Here is a 19,001-nt window from a genome sequence, read left to right as displayed (position 1 = left end):
GTCAGTCCTCTCTTTTCTTGTTTGAAGGCTGGGTGGACGGGTCGGCGTCATGGATGTGGCGGGCCAGGTAAATGCCCTGGCCCACCAGGAACAGCAGGGTCATGCCCAGGCTGCCGAACACCTTGAAGTCGACCCAGAATTCTTGATAGGTAAAGGCCACATAGAGATTGGCTGCGCCGCAGAACAGGAAGAACACGATCCACGCGATGTTCAGCTTGGTCCAGACCGCCTGCGGCAGTGTGAGCGCGTGGCCCATGATGCGTTGAATCAACAGACGGTCGCCAATGAAGTGGCTGCCGGCAAAGATCAGCGCGAAGACCCAGTTGACGACCGGGGCTTTCCACTTCAGGAAGGTTTCGCTGTGGAAAGCCAGGGTCAGGCTACCGAAGACCAGACAGGCAATCAGCGTCAGCCACTGACTTTTTTCCAGTTTGCCCTGACGGACATAAAGAACGCCGTAAACCACGAGGGAGCTGGCGATCAGCATCGCAGTGGCGCTGTAAATCCCGCCTACCATGAAGCTGTGGCCAAGGACATCGACGGCTTGCGGGCTGATTTTGTAAACGATGAAGAACAGGATGAGCGGGATGAAGTCGATGAATTGTTTCACAGTAAGAGCCAGAAGCTGGATGTGACGGCATAATAACAAACATCAATGACTGCGAAAGCGCCCCTATGAACGTCGATCTGCACTGCCACAGCACCGCTTCCGATGGCGCCCTTGCGCCCGCGGTACTTGTCGCACGTGCCCACGAGCACGGCGTGAAAGTCCTCGCGCTGACCGATCACGACACCCTCGAAGGCCTCGCCGAGGCCCGTGCTGCGGCGCTTGCGCTGGGTATGCAGCTGATCGACGGCATCGAATTGTCCTGCACCTGGGGCGGTGCCACCATTCATGTGTTGGGCTATGCGTTCGATGTGAACGCCCCGCAATTGCGTGAGGCCATCGAGCAATTGCACACCGGCCGCTGGTTGCGGGCCGAGGAAATAAGTCGCAAGTTAGCGATGAAAGGTATGCCCGGTGCGCTCGAAGGTGCGCGCGCGGTGCAGCAGGCCCTGGGCGACAGCGGCAATGCGCCGGCCCGACCGCACTTTGCCGACTTTCTGGTCAATCAGGGGTTCGTCAAAGACCGCGCCGAAGCGTTCCGCAAATGGCTCGGCGCGGGCAAACTGGGCGACGTCAAGCAACACTGGCCGACCCTTGAGGAAACGGTGGCGACCCTGCGCGCCGCCGGGGCCTGGATCAGCCTTGCGCACCCTTCGCATTACGATTTCACCCGCAGCAAGCGTCGCAAGCTGGTCGCCGACTTCATCCAGGCTGGCGGCCACGCAATAGAAGTGGTCAACGGCCTGCAGCCTGCCGATCAGGTCGGCAGTCTGGCGATTCTGGCCCGTGAGTTCGGTCTGCTGGTCAGTGCCGGCAGTGATTTTCATGCCCCAGGCGCATGGTCTGAAATCGGCGTTTATCGCCCATTGCCCGAAGACCTGCCGCCCCTTTGGTGTCGGTTCAAACATGACCAGCCTACTGCCGTCTGAACAGGAAATTACCGTGAGTCAATTTTTCCAGGTCCACCCGGAGAATCCGCAAGCGCGCCTGATCAAGCAGGCCGTGGAAATCATCCGGGCGGGCGGTCTGGTGGTGTATCCCACCGATTCGTCCTACGCGTTGGGTTGCCAGATGGGCGACAAGACCGCCGTCGAGCGCATCCGTCGCCTGCGTCAACTCGATGACAAACACAACTTCACGCTGATGTGCAGCGACCTGTCCCAGCTCGGGTTGTTCGCCAAGGTCGACACGGCGGCGTTTCGCGTGCTCAAGGCGCACACGCCGGGGCCGTACACCTTCATCCTCGGCGCCACCCGTGACGTGCCGCGTCTGGTCTTGCACCCCAAGCGGCGCACCATTGGTTTGCGCGTTCCGGGCCATCCCATTGCGCAGGCGCTGTTGCAGGAACTGGGCGAGCCGCTGATGAGCGTGAGCCTGATCATGCCCGGCGAGACCATTCCGATGAGTGACCCTTACGAGATGCGCGGGATCCTCGAGCATCAGGTGGACCTGATCATCGACGCAGGCGAGGGCGGCATTTCGGCCTCGACCGTGGTCAACCTGACCGATGGCGAGCCTCAGGTGGTGCGCGTGGGTTGCGGCGATCCGACGCCGTTCGGGGTCGAAGTCGAGTGACCCAGGCGCAAACGCTGGATGTTCAGACCGACGCTCACATCGACCCGCAGGCCAACGCCCAGCAAGAGCTGCCGTTTGCCATGGTCTACGGTCAGGCCGTCACGCAGATGCCGGTCGACCTGTACATCCCGCCGGATGCGCTGGAAGTGTTCCTCGAAGCCTTCGAAGGCCCGCTGGACTTGCTGCTTTACCTGATTCGCAAACAGAACATCAACATCCTCGACATCCCCGTGGCGGAAATCACCCGTCAGTACATGGGTTACGTCGAGCTGATGAAAACCGTGCGCCTGGAGCTCGCCGCCGAGTACCTGGTCATGGCGGCCATGCTTGCCGAGATCAAATCGCGCATGCTCCTGCCGCGCTCGGAAATGGCTGAGGAAGAAGAGGGTGACCCTCGCGCCGAGCTGATTCGCCGCTTGCAGCAATACGAGCGGTTCAAGGCGGCAGCTGAAGGCATCGACCAGCTGTCTCGCGTGGGCCGTGATGTCTTTATACCCAGGCTTGAGGCGCCCGAAGCGCGAGTGCGCAAGTTGTTGCCGGACGTCGCCCTCGAAGAGCTGTTGATGTCGATGGCCGACGTGCTGCGCCGTGGCGACATGTTCGAAAGCCATCAGGTCAGCCGCGAGGCGCTGTCCACCCGCGAGCGCATGAGTGATGTGCTGGAGCGCTTGAAGGGCGCGGGGTTCGTGCCCTTCGCCGAGCTGTTCACGGCAGAAGAGGGGCGGCTGGGCGTGGTGGTGACGTTCATGGCCGTGCTGGAACTGGTCAAGGAGCAACTGGTGGAGCTGGTGCAAAACGAGGCCTTCGCCGTTATTCATGTGCGGGCGCGAGCCGAATAAAGAGCAAGAGCTGATCAATGAACCTGAATGAACCCCGCGATCTGGCGCCGTTGCTCGAAGCGTTTTTGCTCGCCTCCGGAAAACCGCAGTCCCTGGAGCGGCTCTACGAGCTGTTCGAAGAGGGCGAGCGGCCCGAACCTCCGGTCTTCAAGAAGGCCCTGACGCTGCTGGCCAAATCCTGCGATAACCGCGCCTTTGAACTGAAAGAAGTTGCCACCGGATACCGCTTGCAGATCCGCGAGAAGTTCGCGCCATGGGTCGGGCGCTTGTGGGAAGAGCGGCCCCAGCGTTATTCCCGGGCCCTGCTGGAAACCATGGCGCTGATCGCGTACCGCCAGCCGATCACCCGTGGCGAGATCGAGGACGTGCGCGGCGTTGCGGTCAACACCAACATCGTCAAAACGTTGATGGAGCGCGAGTGGATCAGGATCGTCGGCTACCGTGACGTCCCCGGCAAGCCGGCAATGTTTGCCACCACCAAAGCCTTTCTTGACCACTTCAACCTGAAAAACCTCGACGAACTGCCACCGCTGGCCGACCTGCGCGAGATGGAAACCGAGCCGGTGCTGGAATTCGACGACGCGCCGGTGCCCGCGCATTTGCAGGCGTTGGCCGACGCCAGCCTGCCGCTCGATGCTGACGCAGAGCCTGAAGCGCCCCGGGATGAGACCAGTTTCCGCAGCCTGCTGGCCGAGCTGGATACCATGGAGCAGGGCCTGAAAATCGACTTCGACGATTTATTGCTCGATGAGGCCGATAAAGAGTCTGAATTGGAAGAACCGCCGCAGGACGATGAAGATCCGCGGTGACGAACGCTGTGGCGGAAATGTGCGCAGCGCCCAATTCCTCACTCAGGCGAACCCATGAGCACCAAGAATCCCTGCATCAGCCTCTGCAAATTCGACGAGGACATTTGCCTCGGCTGCGGTCGCAGCAAGCGCGAAATCAAGTCCTGGAAGAAGATGGAGAAGGACGAAAAGCGCTCGGTGCTCGCCGAGTCGGCTCTGCGGCTGATCAAACTCAAGGGCGCCAGTCGGCGGAAAAAGAAGTGAGCCTGAATTTTTCATCTAGTCTCTGGTGCGCAACGCGCGTCAGGCGCGTATGATTCGCGACCTTTTGGCGATCCACACGCGCCAGGGATTTCAGTTTTCTGCCCGTTCCGCCTCAGAGTTGTTCTGATCCGGAGCCGCTCTCGTCCAGAGAGCCGGGCCACAGGCCATGCCCACTCGCGCATGCCCTGATTCGACACACCGGGAGGTGCCCAGATGAGTGAACAAGACAAGCAAGACAAAGAGATCGGCCCAGCAGGCGAAAAACTGCAGAAAGTCCTGGCGCGCATTGGCGTCGGTTCCCGTCGCGACGTTGAAGCCTGGATCGGCGAAGGCCGCATCAAGGTCAATGGCGTTCAGGCCACGCTCGGTCAGCGCGTCGACCTGCACGACGCCATCACGGTCGACGGTCGCGTGATCCGCCGCGAAGAAGCCGCCGAAACCGTTCGCCGCGTCGTCATGTACAACAAACCAGACGGTGAAATCTGCACCCGTGACGACCCTGAAGGCCGTCCGACCGTATTTGATCGCCTGCCGCGCCCGAAAGAAGGCCGCTGGATCAACATCGGTCGTCTGGACATCAATACCACCGGCTTGCTGATGTTCACCACCGACGGTGAACTGGCCAACCGCCTGATGCACCCCTCGTTCGAAATGGACCGCGAGTACGCCGTGCGCGTCCGTGGCGAAGTCGACGACGACATGCTGGCGCGCCTGAAGGCTGGCGTGGTGCTGGAAGACGGCCCGGCGCGTTTCACCGACATTCAGCAGGCGCCGGGTGGCGAAGGCTTCAACCACTGGTACCACTGCGTGGTCATGGAAGGCCGCAACCGTGAAGTTCGCCGGTTGTGGGAATCCCAGGGGTTGGTGGTGAGCCGCCTGAAGCGTGTGCGTTTCGGTCCGGTGTTCCTCAATTCCGATCTGCCGATGGGTCGCTGGCGCGAAATGAGTCAGCAGGAAGTCGACATCCTCAGCGCCGAGGTCGGCCTGACGCCGGTCGCGATGCCGCAGATGAATGCCAAGACCAAGGACAAGCTGGAGCGTTTGCAGCGCCAGTCCTCCCGTCCGTTGGGCAAGGGCGAGCGCGTGCGTCAGCTGCGTCCGGCCAAGGATGCGGTGTCCCCGGATCGTCCGGCCCGCGAGCCGCGTCTGGCTGATGGCGAGCGCCCTGCGCGCAAGCCTGCGGAAAACGGCCGTCCGGCGCGCACCCCGCGTCCGGCCATCGGCGGCCGTGGCGACACTGCGCGTGGCGGCAATCCACGTGGCGACAGCGCTCGCAGCGACAACGGTCGTGGCACGCCAGTTGCGGAACGCCCAAGCGACATGAACAAGCGTCCTGCCAAGCCGAAGCCTTCGCGTCCCGGCATCGGTCTGGTGGACGACAAGACCCCGTCGGGCAAACGCCGCGGCCCGCCAAGCGGCTCCGGTCAACGTCCTGGCTTTGGTCGTCGTAAGCCTGAGTAATGCCGTTGTGAAACACTGACAGCGGTCTGCACTACGAAAAACGCCAGTCGAGAGACTGGCGTTTTTTTATGCCCGCTTGGGAGTCAGACGACGTAGGCAGTCCCGTCGAACACCACGCGCTTGTCCACGGCCAGTGATCCGCTGTTGAAAATCAGGTCCATGTGATGGCTGCCCTTGGCACCACCGCCCAGTCCGAGATGCAGCCCGCAGTGGCGCTCTTCAAAGCCTGCGTTGCGCGCGTACAGCTGACTGACGCCTTCGTTGGTGCCGATCCCCAGTTCTTCGATACGCCGGTTCGAGGGGTTGGCGTCCAGGTATTTATTGAAGTCGTGCTCCAGCCCCGGTACGTCAGTGGCGATGCGGGTCACCACGGAGTTCTCGATCCACAACTCCAGCGGCGATTCGATGATTCCGTATTTGCGCGCGAAAGGGATGGTGCTGAGAAACGTCCCGAGAAACCGCACATGACCGTTGATGGATTCGCTGTGGGTGGCGATCTCGCCGGACGCCAAGTCGTAGTTGCCGACGCCGTTGATGTTGGTCCACTTCTTCAACTCGCGCAGCGGGGCCTCTAAGTACGAACCGTGGTCGTCACTGAAGCTGAGGGTCTCGCCTTGGTTCATGGTGTCGATCAGCGCCGCATTCAGCTGCGCGATGCGCTCGGGCTCAACGCTGAAGGCGTCGTAGAAATAGTCGCCGTAATCTTTGAACAGCAGAGACTTCTTCCACTGCGCCGACATCACCTCCTGCAACTGGCGAATGAACGGCGGCCCCTCCGCGCGAGGATTGGGCAGCGTTGAGGAATCGTAGAACAAGACGAAGAGATCGGAACCGGTGATGGCCTCTGTCAGCTCGCCGACCGGGGTGGTGTCCAGCGGCAAGGTGCTGAAGCGAAAGAAATCCCGCGCCGTCGAGCTTTCGATAATGCCGTCGACGATGCCGCGATATTCCGGGGTGTGGGCCAGTAGTACTTGGGGAGTTGTCATGCCTGTGACGGCGGGGTGGCGTTGCAGGTAATACAGGAAATGTTCGATGGCGCTGCTGTTGTCCATGGGTGCGCTCCGCTCCGAATGCTTAAAACAAGAGGGCGAACGCGTTAGCCACGTTCGCCCTTCAGCTGTTTTAGAACGGCCACATCGCGGTGCCAAACGGCACTACGGCGTCAGCCTGCATCATCTCCACAGCGGCATCATGAGTCGGTGCTTCAAACCAATCGTCCAATTGCAGTTCTTCTTCCAGAGCCAGTTCAACTGTTTGCATAGGTGAATCTCCTGAGAATGACGTACTTGCCGAATGCAGCGAGGACGAAAGGGCTGAGCCCCGGTCCTCGTCATGGAAGCACACTGACCTTCGTGGCCAGCAAGCACTGAAAAAACTAGTGCAAGAGTCAGACTGTTGCAACGTTAAATTTGGCTGCCAAATGCTGGCATTTCGCCGGACTTATTGAAACTTGTAGGGAAAACAACGTTAGGGAGCTTTCGATTTCAGTGAATTATTTTCGCGACAGAATTGTGTCGGGGGTTGGCATAGAACAGCTTCCCGGCTGAAGCCGGTCTCTACAAAAGCACCGGTCGAATAAGGTGGGAGCGGCGTCAGCCGAGAATTCTTCGCCGCCAATCGCCATGTGAGCGGTGTACAATGCGCGCCCGTTTTTTCTGTGATCCACCGGCGTATGGACGCCAATCCCTCGGGGTTACCCACTCCGTTTCCCTCCGGCGCGTCATGAGCGCGTCGGGTTCGATTCCGTCACAGACAAGCGCGCCAAGGTGGTTTGCCAATGAGTGAAAACATGTCCCATTCGGGTGACTTGAAGCGTGGTCTGAAGAACCGTCACATCCAGCTGATCGCCCTCGGTGGCGCGATCGGCACGGGTCTGTTTCTGGGCTCGGCAGGGGTGCTGAAGTCCGCTGGCCCATCGATGATTCTTGGTTACGCCGTCTGCGGCTTCATCGCCTTCATGATCATGCGCCAGCTCGGCGAAATGATCGTCGAAGAGCCGGTGGCCGGGTCGTTCAGCCATTTCGCCCACAAATACTGGGGCGGCTTTGCCGGTTTCCTGTCGGGCTGGAACTGCTGGGTCCTGTACATTCTGGTGGGCATGTCAGAGCTGACCGCCGTTGGCAAATACATCCAGTACTGGTGGCCCGAGGTCCCGGCGTGGGCCTCGGCCGCGGTGTTCTTCGTGATGATCAACGTCATCAACCTGGCCAACGTAAAAGTCTTTGGCGAGGCCGAATTCTGGTTCGCGATCATCAAGGTCGTGGCGATTCTGGGGATGATCGCCCTGGGCAGCTATCTGCTGGTGAGCGGCGAGGGTGGGCCGCAAGCATCGGTCAGTAACCTGTGGGATCGGGGCGGCTTCTTCCCCCATGGCGTGAGCGGGCTGGTCATGGCGCTGGCGTTCATCATGTTCTCGTTCGGTGGCCTTGAGATGCTCGGCTTCACCGCAGCCGAAGCGGATCAGCCGCGAACCATCATTCCCAAGGCGATCAATCAGGTCATCTACCGGATTCTGATTTTCTACATCGGCTCGCTGGTGGTGCTGCTGTCACTGACGCCATGGGACGCTTTGTTGATCGACCTCAATGCCTCCGGCGATGCCTACAGCGGCAGCCCGTTCGTGCATGTGTTCTCGATGCTGGGCAGCACGACGGCGGCGCACATTCTCAACTTCGTGGTGCTGACGGCGGCGTTGTCGGTCTACAACAGCGGCACGTATTGCAACGCGCGCATGCTGTTTGGCATGGCCGAGCAGGGCGATGCGCCGCAGTCACTGGCGCGGGTCGACAGCCGGGGTGTCCCGGTGCGGGCGATTCTGGTGTCGGCGGCGGTGACCCTGATTGCCGTGCTGCTCAACTACCTGATGCCGCAAAATGCCCTTGAGCTGCTGATGTCGCTGGTGGTCGCCACGCTGGTGATCAACTGGGCGATGATCAGCTATTCGCACCTCAAGTTCCGCCAGCACCTGACCCGGGTCGGCCAGCAGCCGCTGTTCAAGGCACTGTGGTACCCGTACGGCAACTACGTCTGTCTGGCGTTTGTGGTGCTGATTCTCGGGATCATGCTGATGATTCCCGGCATCCGGATTTCGGTGTACGCGATCCCGGTCTGGCTGGCGGCGATGTGGGTGTTCTACCTGATCAAGAACAAGCGTCGGGCCAATAGCGAGTCAATGGCCCAGCGGACGTCGATCATCAAATAAGGCGAGAGCCGCCGGTGACGTCGCGGCGGCTTCGAACCAGGACACAGATTGCCATGCTGATCATCTCCAACAACATCCATCTGCCGGACAGCGACGTCGAGCTGACCGCCATCCGTGCCCAGGGTGCCGGTGGTCAGAACGTCAACAAGGTGTCCAGCGCCATGCACCTGCGCTTCGACATCAACGCTTCGTCGTTGCCGCCGTTCTACAAGGAACGCCTGTTGGCGCTGCGTGACAGCCGCATCACCAGCGACGGCGTGCTGGTCATCAAGGCGCAGCAATACCGCACGCAGGAACAGAACCGGGCCGATGCGCTGGAGCGTTTGAGTGAGCTGATCATCAGTGCGGGGAAGGTCGAGAAGAAGCGTCGGCCGACCAAGCCGACCCTGGGCTCGAAGACCCGCCGGCTGGAATCAAAAACCAAGCGCGGGTCGATCAAGGCAGGGCGGGGCAAGGTGGATTTTTGAGTGTCGCTTGCGGGATCAGCTGGCGACCGGCTTTTCCCGCGTCCTGTTCGCGTGCTTGTACAGATACACACTCAGCCCCAGCCCGCTCAGCGAAGCCAGCGCGGCGAACAGGAAAATCGACGCAAAGCCGAAACCTGCCGCCACGGCGCCCGCCACCGGCCCGGTAATCCCCAGCGACAGGTCGATAAACAGCGAATAAGCCCCGACTGCCGCACCGCGACTGGCGGGCGGTACCAGATTGACCGCTTCCACGCCCAGCGCCGGGAACACCAGCGAGAAGCCGAAGCCGGTCAGTGCCGCGCCCGCCAGCGCCAGATTCGGGCTGGGCGCCAGCCACAGCAGCAACAACCCCAACGTCTCCACTGACAGGCAGGCAATCGCCACGCGGAAGCCGCCGATGCGGTTGATCAGGTTGCCGAACAGCAGGCGTGCGCCGATGAAGCAGGCGCCGAACAGGCTTAGACACAGCACGGCATTCGGCCAGGTGTGGCTGGCGTAGTACAGCGTGATGAAGGTCGCGATGGTGCCGAATCCGATCGAACCCAGCGCCAGCCCGGTGCCGTGGGGCAGCACGCGGCCGAGCACGTGAAGAAAGGGCAAACGCTCCCCATGCACCAGCGGCGCCGGGGTTTTCTTCCAGGCCAGGGAAATACCCAGCGCCGCCAGCAGCATGATGCTGACGCCCATGCTCCACAGCCCCAGCGCGTTGACCAGCAACACACCCACGGGCGCGCCGATGGCCAGTGCGCCATAACTGGCGATGCCGTTCCATGAAATCACTTTGGCCGTATTGGCGGCGCCAACGCGGCCGATGCCCCAGCCGATCGAGCCGGAACCAACCAGGCTCTCTGCACTGCCAAGCACCAGCCGGCCCACGAACAAGCTGATCAGGCTGACCATCGGCCAGGCGTCGAGCCAGTCGGCGAGCAGCATGAACACGCCACTCAACCCGCAGCCGAACAGGCCGATGATCACCGCTTTCTTCGGGCCCCGGGTGTCGATGAGGCGCCCGGCGTAGGGGCGGCTGAGCAGGGTTGCGAGGTATTGCACGCTGATCACCAGCCCGGCGGCGACCGCGCCGAAACCAAGGTCGGTGTGCACATAACCGGGCAATACGGCCAGCGGGATACCGATGTTCAGGTAGCCGATGAAGGTGAACAGCACGATGGAAACAACCTGCAGCGTGACAGCCATAGGACGTTGAGGGGCAGCGCTCGAAGCGTCTGGCATGGGCATAGATCCACGGTTACGACGGAAAAAGAATAGCGAGGGGGGAATCGGGTTGAAGCGTAGACGCTTGAATCCGCGCGAGGGCACATGATAACGAGGCACGGCGGTTCATGGGAGTGGCGGATGGGTGGATATGGGTCGGGGTGGAGCAGAGGTGAAACCTGTCGCGGATGATTCAGCCCTTATGGAAATACACCTTGAAGACGCTCTTCCATAGGGGCTGGACAATTAGCCTTCAGCGCGGGCTTTGGGCTTTGCTGCTCTCGTTGCGTTTACCGCTGGCCTTCATCTCGATCGGCTGACCGAGTTCCTGGCGGGCTGCTGCGCTTTGCTGGGTTTGGCTTGGGAAGGGGAAGTTCGGGATTTCATGCATATCGTCGCTCCTCACAAGTGTGTTGCGGCTGAATTGAACAGCGCGTCCGAAAACGCTCAGTGAGGATACAGCAGTACAAATGACAATCAGACTTTTAAATGCGGGCCGCCGGTCATGTAGTGAGGATGGGTTCCTGCAACATGCGCGCGGCCCGCTAAGCGCGTCGGTTCGGTGATTGCTTCAGTCCTTGCAAACCGCTGCAAACGCTGCCGCCAGCTCGTCCAGTCGCGTGGCGTCGATGCCCGCAACGTTGGCTCGACCCGCCGCCACCATGTACACGCTGTGCTCGTTGCGCAGACGCGCCACCTGATCGTCGTTCATGCCGGTGTAAGAAAACATGCCGCGCTGCACGCCGATGTGAGCGAAACGTTCGCCCAGGCCAAGCGGTGTCAGTGCTTCCACCAGCCCGACCCGCAGTTGCGCAATGCGGCTGCGCATGGCTTCCACTTCTTCAGCCCACAGGGCTTTTAACGCAGGATCGCCCAGAATCTCCGCCACCACCGCGGCGCCATGATCCGGCGGGTTCGACCACAGATTACGGGCAGTCGCCGACAGCTGACTGCGCACATCCATCAGCTTCTCGGGGGTGTAAGCGCAGACCAGCAAGGCGCCGGTGCGTTCGCGATACAGGCCGAAGTTTTTCGAGCACGAACTGGTGATCAGCAGCTCAGGCAGTTCGCCGGCAAACAGACGAACCGCCCAGGCGTCTTCTTCAAGACCGTCGCCAAAACCCTGATACGCGAAGTCGATCAGCGGCAGCAGGTTGCGTTGCTTGACGATGTCCAGCACCGCGTACCAGTCATCACGGGACAGGTCGAACCCGGTCGGGTTGTGACAGCACGCATGCAGCAGGACAACGTCGCCTTCCGGAATAGTCTTCAACGTCGCCAGCATGGCCTGCACGTTGAGCGTGTTGTCGCTGCCCACGTAGGGGTAGTGACTGACCTTCAGGCCTGCAGCAGCGTAGATGGTTTCGTGAATCGGCCAGGTCGGATCGCTCAGCCAGATGCCTTTGCCCGGCAGGCAGTTGGCAATGAAGTCGGCGCTCAACCGCAGCGCGCCCGTGCCGCCAGGGGTCTGGGTCGCGCCGACGCGTTTGCTGGCGATCAGCGGTGAATCGGCGCCCATGACCAGCTCACAGATCAGCGTGCCGAAACGCGGTTCGCCATGGCCACCGATGTAGCTCTTGGTGGGCTGGGAATCGACCAGCCGTTGCTCGGCGATTTTCACCGCGCGGGGGATGGTGGTCAGGCCCTGCGCATCTTTATAGACGCCCACGCCCAGGTCGAACTTGTTCGGATTCGGGTCTTTGGCGTAGGCCTGAATCAGGCCCAGGATGGGATCGTCCGGTACGCGCTGGATCTGTGAAAAATGCATTTACTTACGGCCCTCGGCGCTTTTGGCCACCTCGTCTGTGCGGGAGGCCATGATGAAATCGTTGCGGTGCAGCCCCTTGATGGAGTGGCTCCACCAGGTCACGGTCACTTTGCCCCATTCGGTCAGCAGACCCGGGTGGTGACCTTCAGCCTCGGCAATTTCGCCAACCGCGTTGGTAAACGCCAGCGCAAATTTGAAATTCTTGAACAGAAAGACTTTTTCCAGCTGCATGACGCGGTCACGCACTTCGATGTTCCAGTCCGGGATCTGCTTGAGCAAATCCGGCAGCTCGGCATCGCTGACCTGTGGGGCGTCGGCGCGGCAGGCTTCGCATTGGGATTGGTTGAGAGCGGTCATTGAAAGATTCCTTGATCGGGTTCGGGCTGCTTTTTTTGGGGCGGCTTTTGTTTTAAGCGGCTTTATTTTTCGGTGGAAATTTCGGCGCGTGCAGCCCCCGTTCAGCCGCCGTGCGGGCCATGCCCATGATGTCTTCATGGGCTAGGTCGAACAGGCGCTTGAGGTCCGGCAGCACAAAATACACCGGCTGCAGAATGTCGATGCGGTAGGGCGTGCGCATGGCTTCAATCGGGTCGAAGGGTTGATGTTCAGGGGTTGTCGACACGCTGTAAACGGTTTCCCTGGGCGAGGAGAGGATGCCGCCGCCGTAGATCTTGCGCCCCTGGGGCGTGTCGACCAGGCCGAATTCGATGGTCATCCAGTAGAGGCGGGCAAGATACACGCGCTGCTCTTTGCTGGCTGCCAGACCAAGCTTGCCGTAGGTGTGGGTAAATTCTGCAAACCAGGGGTTGGTCAGTAAGGGGCAGTGTCCGAAAACCTCGTGGAAGATGTCGGGCTCTTGCAGGTAGTCGAGTTCTTCTTCGCTGCGAATGAACGTGGCGACCGGAAATCGCTTGCTCGCCAATAGCTCGAAAAAGGTCTGAAAGGGGATCAGCGCCGGCACGCGCTCGACTTGCCATCCCGTGGTTGCGCCCAGCACGCGGTTGACTTCGCCAAGCTGCGGAATACGGTCGTGGGGCAGGGCGAGCTGCTCGATGCCCTCCAGGTACTCCTGACACGCACGACCTTCGATCACCTTGAGCTGGCGGGTGATCAGGGTGTTCCAGATTCTGTGCTCGGCTTCCGAGTAATGAATGAATCCGGTGGCGTCCGGCTCGCGGGCGACGTACTGCGTACTCATGGGGCTCTCCTGATGGCTTGTTCTTATATGGAGCAATGCGATTGGGGGTAAAACTGATTGGGCTATTGATAGCTGATTTGGCGCCTCTCAACTGCCAGGCTCCAGCCCGATCTGCGCAGCCCTGTCCGAGAATTCGTAAAGAAATCGTGACGGTTAATCTGCTTCGCCTGAATACATCCGCCGTGCTGCCTCATTCGGCCCTTGCGCTGTAACATATTCTTGACGCTAAACTCGCTCGATTCCGAAATCGATGTCACGCCGGCGAGCCCTCCATGCGTATCAAAGTCCACTGTCAGAACCGCGTCGGTATCCTGCGCGACATCCTTGAGCTGCTGGTCGCTTACGGCGTCAATGTCTCCGGCGGAGAAGTCGGCGGTGAGCATGGCGACGCGATCTACCTGCGCTGCCCGAACCTGATCAATCTGCAGTTCCAGGCGCTGGTGCCGAAATTCGAGACCGTCGCCGGGGTATTTGGTGTCAAGCGTGTGGGACTAATGCCCAGCGAGCGTCGGCACATGGAGCTAAACGCCTTGCTTGGCGCCCTTGAGTTTCCCGTGCTCTCCATCGACATGGGCGGCTCCATCGTCGCGGCCAACCGCGCCGCGGCGCAGTTGCTGGGCGTGCGGGTCGATGAAGTACCGGGCATTCCGCTGTCCCGTTACGCCGAGGATTTCGACCTGCCGCAACTGGTGCGCGCCAATCGCTCGCGCATCAACGGTCTGCGCGTGAAGGTCAAAGGCGACATCTTTCTGGCTGACATCGCGCCCCTGCAATCCGAGCACGAAGACAGCGAAGCCATGGCCGGCGCGGTGCTGACGCTGCACCGCGCCGACCGGGTCGGCGAGCACATCTATAACGTGCGCAAGCAGGAGCTGCGGGGGTTCGACAGCATCTTTCAAAGCTCGAAAGTGATGGCGGCCGTGGTCCGGGAGGCCCGGCGCATGGCGCCGCTGGATGCGCCGTTGCTGATCGAAGGCGAAACCGGAACGGGTAAAGAACTGCTGGCGCGGGCCTGTCACCTGGCCAGCCCTCGCGGCCAGTCCCCGATGATGGCACTCAACTGCGCAGGGTTCTCCGAATCCATGGCCGAGACCGAGTTGTTCGGCTATGGCCCCGGCGCGTTCGAAGGTGCCCGTGCCGAAGGCAAGTTGGGGTTGTTGGAGCTAACCTCGGGCGGCACGTTGTTTCTCGACGGCGTTGCGGAAATGAGTGCCCGGTTGCAGGCGAAACTGCTGCGCTATTTGCAGGAAGGCTGCTTTCGACGCGTAGGCAGCGACGAAGAGGTGTACCTGGACGTGCGCATCATCTGCGCGACGCAAGTGGACTTGTCCGAACTCTGTGCCCGAGGCGAATTCCGCCAGGACCTCTACCACCGGCTGAACGTGTTGTCGCTGCACATTCCGCCCCTGCGCGACTGCCTGGACGGCCTCGCGCCGCTGGTTGAGCACTTTCTCGATCAGGCCAGCCGGCAGATCGGCTGCACCTTGCCCCGGCTGGCGCCTGCGGCAATGGAACGCCTCAGTCAATACGATTGGCCCGGCAATGTACGGCAACTGGAAAACGTATTGTTCCAGGCTGTTTCCCTGTGCGACGGCAAATGGGTGAAAGCCGAACATATTCGTCTGCCGGATTATGGCGTGCGCCCACCCTTGGGCGACTTCTCTCTGGAAGGCGGGCTGGAAGATATTGTCGGGCGATTCGAGAAGGCAGTACTTGAGCAGCTCTATGCGGCACACCCGAGCAGCCGTTTATTAGGCAAGCGATTGGGTGTTTCCCATACAACTGTCGCCAATAAGTTGAAGCACTATGGAATAGGCCAGAGTTGATAGTTGTTCATGACTGTAGAAGCGCGCATGTTCGCGAATTCGTAATGCTGCCAGCGGATATATAAACTCATACACCGCAATTCGCGGGCAAGCGCGCCGCGCTCTTGCAAGTAAGCGACGCGCTCAACTGATCAACAGGGCGTACTGATCAACCGTTGCTGCAACCGTTGCCCATGACCTGATACTCAAGCACGTGGCGTTTGCCCTGCGAGTCTTCGTAAGTCATGTGCTGCGGGACGACCCGGCAGACGTTCGGCACTTCATCCACCGAAATGACCTTGGCGATATCCAGTTTGGTGGAGTAGGTGTACTCCTCGACACGCTGTTGCTGAGCCGCCACTTTCGCGCCGGATTCTTCTGCCATTGCCATGGCGCTGAAACCACAAAGAGCCATTACAACCAGTGCAGCTTTCATTACTCATTTCCTCTAAGTTGCTTCATTCACACTGCGTCGCAAGAAGTGCGGCCGACAGGGTGCACAAAACCTTTTTGGGGCTCTGCGTGAAGCGAATCATGACCGGGTAGGTTAAGTTGATTGACAGTCCAGTGTGGGGGGCTGTTATTTATCAATCATTTGCCGTGTTGGCGGAACGGATTCTATGCCCTCGTTCTGAATTCATATAGAAACCATTCTGATAAAGTCTATTGAGCAAAACGGCAACAATCGCCGTTTTCGGGTTGTGGCAGCGTTCGATGGGTTCTTCAGTCGTAGCCGGGATGAAGATTTGCCTGGAGTCGGGCACTGGACCTGCTTTCGGCGCTATGCTCGGAGTCGGTAAGACCATCGTCGAATGGCCTTTGCAGCCATCGGCGGATACAACAGGGTCATAAAACAACAACATTTCCACCGAGGTAAGAAAGATGAGTGCGGCTTCCCTGTACCCCGTCCGCCCTGAAGTGGCAGCCAATACGCTGACTGACGAGGCGACCTACAAGGCGATGTACCAGCAGTCGGTGGTCAATCCCGATGGCTTCTGGCGCGAACAAGCCCAGCGCCTTGACTGGATCAAGCCATTCACCACCGTTAAACAGACCTCGTTCGACGACCACCGCGTCGACATCAAGTGGTTCGCCGACGGCACCCTGAACGTTTCCTACAACTGCCTCGACCGCCATCTGGCCGAGCGCGGCGATTCGATCGCGATCATCTGGGAAGGCGACGATCCTTCCGAGAGCCGCAACATTACCTACCGTGAGCTGCACGAAGAAGTCTGCAAGTTCGCCAACGCGCTGCGCGGGCAGGATGTCCATCGCGGCGATGTCGTCACCATTTATATGCCGATGATTCCCGAAGCCGTGGTTGCCATGCTGGCCTGCGCGCGCATCGGTGCCATTCACTCCGTGGTGTTCGGTGGTTTCTCCCCGGAAGCACTGGCCGGTCGCATCATCGACTGCAAATCGAAAGTGGTGATCACCGCTGACGAAGGGCTGCGTGGCGGCAAGAAGACCGCCATGAAGGCCAACGTCGACCGTGCGCTGACCAATCCGGAAACGGCGAGCGTACAGAAGGTCATCGTGTGCAAACGCACCGGCGGCGACATCGAGTGGAACCGTCATCGCGACATCTGGTACCACTCGCTGCTGGACGTGGCATCGAGCACCTGCGCACCGAAAGAAATGGGCGCCGAAGAATCGCTGTTCATCCTTTACACCTCGGGCTCCACTGGCAAACCAAAGGGCGTGTTGCACACCACTGCGGGCTATCTGCTGTACGCGGCGCTGACCCACGAGCGCGTGTTCGACTATCGTCCGGGCGAAGTGTACTGGTGCACCGCGGACGTCGGTTGGGTCACCGGCCACAGCTACATCGTCTACGGCCCGCTGGCCAATGGCGCGACCACGCTGCTGTTCGAAGGGGTGCCGAATTACCCGGACATCACCCGCGTGTCGAAGATTGTCGACAAGCACAAGGTCAACATCCTCTACACCGCACCGACCGCCATCCGCGCCATGATGGCCGAGGGCACCAAAGCCGTAGAGGGCGCGGACGGTTCGAGCCTGCGCCTGTTGGGTTCGGTGGGCGAGCCGATCAACCCGGAAGCCTGGAACTGGTACTACAACACGGTCGGCAAAAAGAACTGTCCGATTGTGGACACCTGGTGGCAAACCGAAACTGGCGGCATTCTGATCAGCCCGCTGCCTGGCGCCATTGCCTTGAAGCCTGGTTCGGCGACGCGTCCGTTCTTCGGCGTGATTCCGGCCCTTGTGGATAACCTGGGCAACCTCATTGAAGGCGCAGCGGAAGGCAATCTGGTGATTCTCGACTCGTGGCCAGGTCAGTCGCGCAGTCTTTACGGCGACCACGACCGTTTTGTCGACACGTACTTCAAGACCTTCCGCGGCATGTATTTCACCGGTGACGGCGCCCGTCGCGACGAAGACGGTTACTACTGGATCACCGGCCGCGTCGACGACGTGCTCAACGTGTCCGGCCACCGCATGGGCACCGCCGAGATCGAGAGCGCGATGGTGGCCCACCCGAAAGTTGCCGAGGCGGCTGTCGTGGGTGTGCCTCACGATCTGAAGGGGCAGGGGATCTATGTCTACGTCACCCTCAATGGCGGTGAGGTGCCGGACGAAGCGTTGCGTATCGAATTGCGCAACTGGGTGCGCAAGGAGATCGGGCCGATCGCTTCGCCGGATGTGATTCAGTGGGCACCGGGTCTGCCGAAGACCCGTTCCGGCAAGATCATGCGACGCATCCTGCGCAAGATCGCTACCGGGGAGTACGACGCGCTGGGCGACATCTCCACGCTGGCCGATCCGAGCGTGGTTGCGCATCTGGTTGAGACCCACAAGACCATGACTGCGGCCTGACGGTCGTGCTTCCGGAGCGACAATCGCTAAGATCAAGAGCGTCTGCCTAACGGCAGACGTTTCGCCTTCGGCGAGTTACTTGGAAAAGCACCCCAAGTAACCAAGGGTGCTTGCTCCTGGCTTGGTTCCTCCTTCGTCGGAATACCCTCACTCCGGTCCCGCTCCGTGGGCCCGCGCCGAACGGACATCCATGTCCTGACGGCGCTCTCGCCGCATCCATGCGGCTCAGCCCACTCCGCGAGACCTCCGTTCAGCCTGCACCCAAGTCGCGTTTTGCGGTGTCTGGACTATCGCGTAGAAGATCAACTGCAAAAGCAAAAGCTTCCCGGCTGAAGCCGGTCCTACAGTCGGAGCCAGTCCTACTGACTGAACGCGCTGCTGTCAGTGGGACCGGCTTTAGCCGGGAAGAGGCCAGTCCAGGCGCCAACAATTTTGCTGATCGCACCCCCTCCCTGTGGGAGCGAGCTTGCTCGCGAATGCTGTATTCCAAGCACCAGATATTCGATGGATGTACCAACCCCTTCGTGAGCAAGCTCACTCCCACAAGTCCATGGCGACTGATCCGCCCTCGATCCGCCCTCGATCTGCCTTCGATCTGATCTTGATCTTCATACGCAAGAGGTTCTAACACCGCCAATCGCGACTTTGGTGCAGGCCGAACGCAGACGACGCGGAGTGGGTCGAGCCGCATGGATGCGGCGAGAGCGCCGTCAGGACATGGATGTCCGTTCGGCGCGGGCCCACGGAGCGTCGTCGGAGTGAGGGAACCCGACGAAGTCGGGCCAAACCGAGAGCAGGCACCCTTGGTTACTTGGGGTGCTTTTCCAAGTAACTCGCCGAAGGCGAAACAGTCCGCCCCCAGGCGGACGCTCTTGAGCTTAAGAACCCGGACGGTCCCCCGAAGAATCGGGAATTATCGATTTGTTACCGCACATCCGCCCTCGTAACCTCCCGCCGCGCTGTGGGGCCTTTCCACC

The 19,001-nt window shown here is 60.6% G+C and carries 19 protein-coding genes; 10 read left to right on the top strand and 9 right to left on the bottom strand.

Features of this window, described 5'->3' with window-relative positions:
• Position 1: 1 nt before the first annotated feature.
• A complete protein-coding gene (locus QWI20_RS05990; protein WP_369304644.1) occupies positions 2-610 on the bottom strand; it encodes a septation protein A in 609 nt (202 codons plus the stop codon).
• Between the two features lie 65 nt (positions 611-675).
• Here QWI20_RS05990 and QWI20_RS05985 point away from each other — a divergent pair, with 65 nt between their 5' ends.
• The 6 genes from QWI20_RS05985 to rluB all read left to right on the top strand — a co-directional run bounded on the left by QWI20_RS05985 (position 676) and on the right by rluB (position 5,534).
• Entirely contained in the window at positions 676-1,536 is an 861-nt protein-coding gene (locus tag QWI20_RS05985; RefSeq protein WP_369304643.1) for a PHP domain-containing protein, read from the top strand.
• Between the two features lie 13 nt (positions 1,537-1,549).
• Entirely contained in the window at positions 1,550-2,182 is a 633-nt protein-coding gene (locus QWI20_RS05980; protein ID WP_108121457.1) for an L-threonylcarbamoyladenylate synthase, read from the top strand.
• Positions 2,183-2,322: 140 nt separating this feature from the next.
• Entirely contained in the window at positions 2,323-3,021 is a 699-nt protein-coding gene (locus QWI20_RS05975; protein ID WP_192171059.1) for a ScpA family protein, read from the top strand.
• A gap of 17 nt (positions 3,022-3,038) precedes the next feature.
• Positions 3,039-3,830, top strand: coding sequence for an SMC-Scp complex subunit ScpB (gene scpB / locus QWI20_RS05970; protein ID WP_369304642.1), 792 nt, complete (start codon positions 3,039-3,041; stop codon positions 3,828-3,830).
• Positions 3,831-3,884: 54 nt separating this feature from the next.
• Complete coding sequence (locus tag QWI20_RS05965) at positions 3,885-4,073, top strand: DUF1289 domain-containing protein (protein WP_369304641.1); 189 nt, start codon at positions 3,885-3,887, stop codon at positions 4,071-4,073.
• Between the two features lie 213 nt (positions 4,074-4,286).
• Positions 4,287-5,534 carry a 23S rRNA pseudouridine(2605) synthase RluB gene (rluB, locus tag QWI20_RS05960; protein WP_369304640.1) on the top strand — a complete coding sequence of 416 codons (1,248 nt, stop codon included), beginning with the start codon at positions 4,287-4,289 and terminating at the stop codon, positions 5,532-5,534.
• 83 nt (positions 5,535-5,617) lie between these two features.
• On the opposite strand, the gene QWI20_RS05955 is transcribed toward rluB, so the two are convergent.
• Together QWI20_RS05955 and QWI20_RS05950 are read right to left on the bottom strand one after the other, a co-directional pair.
• Positions 5,618-6,586 (bottom strand): leucyl aminopeptidase, encoded by a 969-nt coding sequence (locus tag QWI20_RS05955; protein WP_369304639.1) that lies wholly within the window; start codon positions 6,584-6,586, stop codon positions 5,618-5,620.
• Between the two features lie 70 nt (positions 6,587-6,656).
• Positions 6,657-6,794 (bottom strand): hypothetical protein, encoded by a 138-nt coding sequence (locus QWI20_RS05950; RefSeq protein ID WP_163022139.1) that lies wholly within the window; start codon positions 6,792-6,794, stop codon positions 6,657-6,659.
• A 517-nt stretch (positions 6,795-7,311) separates the two neighbouring features.
• On the opposite strand from QWI20_RS05950, the gene QWI20_RS05945 reads away from it, so the two are divergent.
• Positions 7,312-8,736: an amino acid permease gene (locus QWI20_RS05945; RefSeq protein ID WP_369304638.1), complete on the top strand. Its 1,425-nt coding sequence runs from the start codon at positions 7,312-7,314 to the stop codon at positions 8,734-8,736.
• 53 nt (positions 8,737-8,789) lie between these two features.
• Positions 8,790-9,203 (top strand): alternative ribosome rescue aminoacyl-tRNA hydrolase ArfB, encoded by a 414-nt coding sequence (arfB, locus tag QWI20_RS05940; RefSeq protein WP_065986956.1) that lies wholly within the window; start codon positions 8,790-8,792, stop codon positions 9,201-9,203.
• Positions 9,204-9,218: 15 nt separating this feature from the next.
• Here arfB and QWI20_RS05935 read toward each other — a convergent pair whose 3' ends face one another.
• The 5 genes from QWI20_RS05935 to phhA form a co-directional block, all read right to left on the bottom strand.
• Positions 9,219-10,433, bottom strand: coding sequence for an MFS transporter (locus QWI20_RS05935; protein WP_369304637.1), 1,215 nt, complete (start codon positions 10,431-10,433; stop codon positions 9,219-9,221).
• Between the two features lie 235 nt (positions 10,434-10,668).
• Complete coding sequence (locus QWI20_RS05930) at positions 10,669-10,806, bottom strand: hypothetical protein (protein ID WP_192170990.1); 138 nt, start codon at positions 10,804-10,806, stop codon at positions 10,669-10,671.
• A gap of 180 nt (positions 10,807-10,986) precedes the next feature.
• A complete protein-coding gene (locus QWI20_RS05925) occupies positions 10,987-12,183 on the bottom strand; it encodes an amino acid aminotransferase (RefSeq protein ID WP_369304636.1) in 1,197 nt (398 codons plus the stop codon).
• A complete protein-coding gene (locus QWI20_RS05920; protein WP_369304635.1) occupies positions 12,184-12,540 on the bottom strand; it encodes a 4a-hydroxytetrahydrobiopterin dehydratase in 357 nt (118 codons plus the stop codon). It lies immediately after the preceding gene.
• A 52-nt stretch (positions 12,541-12,592) separates the two neighbouring features.
• Positions 12,593-13,381: a phenylalanine 4-monooxygenase gene (gene phhA / locus QWI20_RS05915; RefSeq protein ID WP_369304634.1), complete on the bottom strand. Its 789-nt coding sequence runs from the start codon at positions 13,379-13,381 to the stop codon at positions 12,593-12,595.
• Between the two features lie 272 nt (positions 13,382-13,653).
• Here phhA and QWI20_RS05910 point away from each other — a divergent pair, with 272 nt between their 5' ends.
• The gene (locus tag QWI20_RS05910; RefSeq protein ID WP_346631111.1) at positions 13,654-15,207 is read left to right on the top strand and encodes a sigma-54-dependent transcriptional regulator; all 1,554 of its coding nucleotides are present in this window, start codon (positions 13,654-13,656) and stop codon (positions 15,205-15,207) included.
• A 148-nt stretch (positions 15,208-15,355) separates the two neighbouring features.
• On the opposite strand, the gene QWI20_RS05905 is transcribed toward QWI20_RS05910, so the two are convergent.
• Positions 15,356-15,622 (bottom strand): DUF2790 domain-containing protein, encoded by a 267-nt coding sequence (locus QWI20_RS05905; RefSeq protein WP_369304632.1) that lies wholly within the window; start codon positions 15,620-15,622, stop codon positions 15,356-15,358.
• 446 nt (positions 15,623-16,068) lie between these two features.
• On the opposite strand from QWI20_RS05905, the gene acs reads away from it, so the two are divergent.
• Complete coding sequence (acs, locus tag QWI20_RS05900; RefSeq protein ID WP_122624629.1) at positions 16,069-18,024, top strand: acetate--CoA ligase; 1,956 nt, start codon at positions 16,069-16,071, stop codon at positions 18,022-18,024.
• The last annotated feature ends 977 nt before the right edge of the window (positions 18,025-19,001 follow it).

The organism is Pseudomonas sp. W2-17, from assembly GCF_041060445.1.
Taxonomy (GTDB): Bacteria; Pseudomonadota; Gammaproteobacteria; order Pseudomonadales; family Pseudomonadaceae; genus Aquipseudomonas.
The sequence above is the reverse complement of the archived record's forward strand: the minus strand, read 5'-3'. Positions and strand labels throughout refer to the sequence as shown.